The following is a 3,767-nucleotide window of genomic DNA, read 5'->3' on the forward strand; positions in this document are numbered from 1 at the left end:
ATATTTGGGCGCCCGGATATCCATCAGCGGCCTGTCATGATTTTCTTTTGCCCAATAAGCATCATAGCGATTTTTTATTTTCTCAAAATCATCAATGTGGATCATTTCTATCCCCTTTTCACTCAAGTCCAATAAGTCCCGTATTCCTCTACTGCTTCAAAAAAAGCCATCGGATTCTCCCAGCTCACTTCCGGTTCCACCATATGATTAGGTCCGATCAGATAGCCGCCGTCCTGTCCAAGAATTTTAATACACTGTTTTACCTCCTGCTTTACCTGCTCCGGCGTCCCAAAGGAAAGATTCGTCTGGGCACTTACCCCTCCCCAGAATGCCAGCTGATCACCATAAGTATCCTTTATCTTCTGCAGATCCATGCACTCCGGCTGTATCGGATTTAAAACATTTACCCCTATCTCGATTAACTCCGGTATGATCTGGCTGGGATTCCCGCAGGAATGGTAAAAGACCGGTATATCCGGCGTTATCTCCCTGGCTTTTGCAATAATTCGTGCCAGCCTGGGCTTAAGGAACTCTCTCCATGTATCCACGCCAATGAGCATCCCCGTCTGCATCCCAACATCATCCCCCAGCATAAGCACATCAATCCCCGCCTTTAGCATAAGTACCACCTGATCCATACGAAGCTGGGTAATGCGTTCCATCAATATTGTGATGGCTTCCGGCTCTGTCAGCATATCCATCATGGTCTCTTCAAATCCCCGGATAGCCCAGGCCTTTTCAAAAATAGTCTGGGTCAGACTTCCGCACACAGCCAGACCTTTTTCATGACACTGGTCCACATAAGCTTTAAAATGTGCACTTCTCTTGGGTTCTAAAAAGTCCGGCAGTGGAAATTCTTCAGCCTGCTGTTCTGTCATCCCTGCTTTAAGAGGCGAGATGATGTGTTCGAAATGCAAACTCGCATCCCTGGACTTTCCGCTTCCCACGCCCCATTCATTGATGGAAAAACCCGGTTCCTGATCCCTGCCCACATAATATGCCGAAAAATCTCTTATCAACTCCGTGGGCGCAAAATCCAATAGCCTGATATCCAATCCAAAGTATTCATAGTAATCCACGCAACCTGTTCTTTTTCGAAATTCTTCCTCCAATGCCGGACACAATCCCCAGCTTAAATCCTTCGGGATTTTATCCGGAATTCTTCTGTTAACCACTGCCAATACCCGCTCTCTTGCATTCATACTGCAATCCTCCTGCTTTTCATCTCTTTCATTTTTTACCCCGGAATAGCACAAGCTGGCTCATCCTATTCCTAACGCCCGAATTCCTCTATTGCTTTACACTTCCGGCAGTCAATCCGTCTATGATATTTTTTTCAAACAATATAACAAATAATACAATGGGTATCATCATGATTGTTGCCAGGGCACTGATCTTCTCCCAGGGAACGTTGTACTGGTTTATCCTTGGAATCAAAGTGAGCCCCACGCTCAGCGGCGTTGCTTTCCGGTTGGTAAAAACCAGCGGAATCATAAACTCATTCATGGTATTGATAAAGTTAATAATAGCCATTGTAGCAATAGCCGGCTTCATAAGCGGAAACAGCACTTTGAATATCTTCGTATACACATTTGCCCCGTCTACTGCCGCTGCTTCTTCCAGGGAATAGGGAATCTGCTGTATAAAGGTCACAAAGGACATGGTCGTAAACGGTATGAATCCGCTGACATACAGAATGATCAACCCCAGATGGGTATCGTGAAGATGCAGTGTCTTATATGTCTGGAACATGGGGATCAAGGTCATAATCACCGGCAGCATTGCGGAAAAGACCAACAGTGAATAAGCTGCTCCCGCCCCCCGGAAGGTAAATCTGGCAAAGGAATATGCTGCCAGTATACTGATCACAATTGATGCAATAATGGCAAAAACGGCTACAATCAATGTATTGAACGACAGACCGCTGACATCCACCTCTTGAAACAGCGTAAAGTAATTCTGAAGGGTTGGATTTTCCGGAAAATAGGTCACGGGCGTAGTAAATAATAACTCTTTTTCCGTAATTGAGGATGTAAATATCCAGAATACCGGAAATAAAATGATCAGAGCCAGAACAAGTGCCGTAATCCAGATAAAGACTTTATAAGCTTTTGATTTTTTCATTTTCCCGCCCCCTAGTAGTCAATTTTTTTCTGCAGACGCATACCGCCGCCGGCAACAATAATCATGATCAGGAACAGCATCATAGAAATGGCTGATGCATATCCATAGTTCAGGTTCTTAAAGGCTTCTGTTGTTATTTTATAACTGATTAAAGATGTCTTTGCACCGGGACCGCCCTGGGTCATGGCATAGACCAGATCAAAGCTTGTAAGACGCCAAAGCGTAAAAAACAATCCCATGGTAATCAGAACCCGTTTGATATGCGGAATGGTAATTGCAAAAAAACGTTTGATTGCCCCTGCTCCGTCCATGGCTGCCGATTCATACAATTCCAGTGATAACCCCTGCAGTGCAGCCAGCACCATTATTGCAAAGAACGGTACATTTTTCCACACATCTACGATAATGACCGCCGCCTGGGCACCTGCCGGATTTACCAGCCATGCAAAATTAAAGTCTGACTGGCTGAGCCTGGACAGCAGATCGTTAACAAAGCCATAAGTATCATTAAATGCCCACTGTGCCGCAATGCCAATCACAATTGTAGGCATTGCCCAGGGTATCAGTACAATAGACCGTAAAAATTTCTTTCCTCTGAATTTCACGTTTAAAACTAACGCCAGTAGAATGCCCAGTGTCATAATTAAAATAACGGAAATAATGGTAAAGATCAGTGTAAAGCGAATGGACTCCTGAACACCCGGATCTTTCAAAAGCTTCACATAATTTTGGAACCCCACAAATTTTTTTGTCTGGGTTATCATTTTATAATTTAAAAGACTATACCACGCTGTGGTAATCATCGGATAAATAATAGTAGCGCCCCTCACAAGCAGAGCCGGCAATACCAGCGCCCAGGCTACCAATACCCGCCTTTTTCCCATTGACATTTTTTTCATCCCGCAACCTTCCCCTATCTTCTATCTGTCTGCCGGAGATTTTGAAAGGGGACCCCGCAGTGTCCCCTCACTTTTATACCGGTCTGTAAAATGCTGCAATTGTCTGATAACGTGCAGTTGTGTTTAATCTTCCACAAGTGCCTGTATTTCCGCCGTAGCTTTTTCCACACATTCATCCAAAGACATTTGATTTGTCAGATAAGACTGTGCATAGGTCTCCGCTGCCTCCATAAGCTCATTTACTGTTGGCGGCATTGGCCTTGGAACCAAGGAACCTGCTGCAGAATATTCTTCCAGTGCCTGTCCAGCCCGATTGACTTCTTTAGCCTCCGGCTTTGCCATTACCTTAGTGTGGGAAGAACCTTCCATCTGGAGATTGCACATCTGCCCTTCTTCACTTGCCCATACCTTCAGAACCTCTTTTGCCGCATCAACTTTTTTCGAGTTTTTATTAATTGCCATATGCCATCCTGCTACGATCGTGTGATTTGTTTTGAACATGGGCATAGCTTCAATCTGTATGGCATCCCCCCATTTATCGCCGCAGACATCTGCCAGATAAGCCCACTGGAACACCATTCCATATTTGTTGTCGATAATTTTCTGATTCATCGCATCATAGCTGTCACCAAGAGCTGCTTCTGATACTACTTTGTCCTTATAAAGCATGTCATACATAAACTGCAGTGCTTCTTTTGACTCCGGTTTGGTCCAGTCATAGATATCACCTTCAAAGCAATACAT

4 protein-coding genes are annotated in these 3,767 nt (G+C 44.5%); all 4 read right to left on the bottom strand.

All coding sequences use genetic code 11. From position 1 onward, the window contains the following. Positions 1 to 122 precede the first annotated feature (122 nt). Positions 123 to 1,202: a uroporphyrinogen decarboxylase family protein gene (locus ACH2DQ_RS27245; RefSeq protein WP_395028696.1), complete on the bottom strand. Its 1,080-nt coding sequence runs from the start codon at positions 1,200 to 1,202 to the stop codon at positions 123 to 125. An 88-nt stretch (positions 1,203 to 1,290) separates the two neighbouring features. Next, on the bottom strand, positions 1,291 to 2,124 hold the full coding sequence (locus ACH2DQ_RS27250; protein ID WP_394915160.1) for a carbohydrate ABC transporter permease: 834 nt from the start codon (positions 2,122 to 2,124) through the stop codon (positions 1,291 to 1,293). An 11-nt stretch (positions 2,125 to 2,135) separates the two neighbouring features. After that, positions 2,136 to 3,023: a carbohydrate ABC transporter permease gene (locus ACH2DQ_RS27255; RefSeq protein ID WP_394915159.1), complete on the bottom strand. Its 888-nt coding sequence runs from the start codon at positions 3,021 to 3,023 to the stop codon at positions 2,136 to 2,138. 123 nt (positions 3,024 to 3,146) lie between these two features. Continuing rightward, a partial coding sequence (locus tag ACH2DQ_RS27260) for an extracellular solute-binding protein (protein ID WP_395028697.1) occupies positions 3,147 to 3,767 on the bottom strand: 621 nt, incomplete at its 5' end.

The sequence above is a fragment of the Robinsoniella sp. genome, from assembly GCF_034124845.1.

Bases quoted from the DNA above. Each gene is read 5' to 3' on its own strand.
- ACH2DQ_RS27245 (WP_395028696.1), bottom strand. From the start codon at position 1,202: ATGAATGCAAGAGAGCGGGTATTGGCAGTGGTTAACAGAAGAATTCCG.
- ACH2DQ_RS27250 (WP_394915160.1), bottom strand. From the start codon at position 2,124: ATGAAAAAATCAAAAGCTTATAAAGTCTTTATCTGGATTACGGCACTT.
- ACH2DQ_RS27255 (WP_394915159.1), bottom strand. From the start codon at position 3,023: ATGAAAAAAATGTCAATGGGAAAAAGGCGGGTATTGGTAGCCTGGGCG.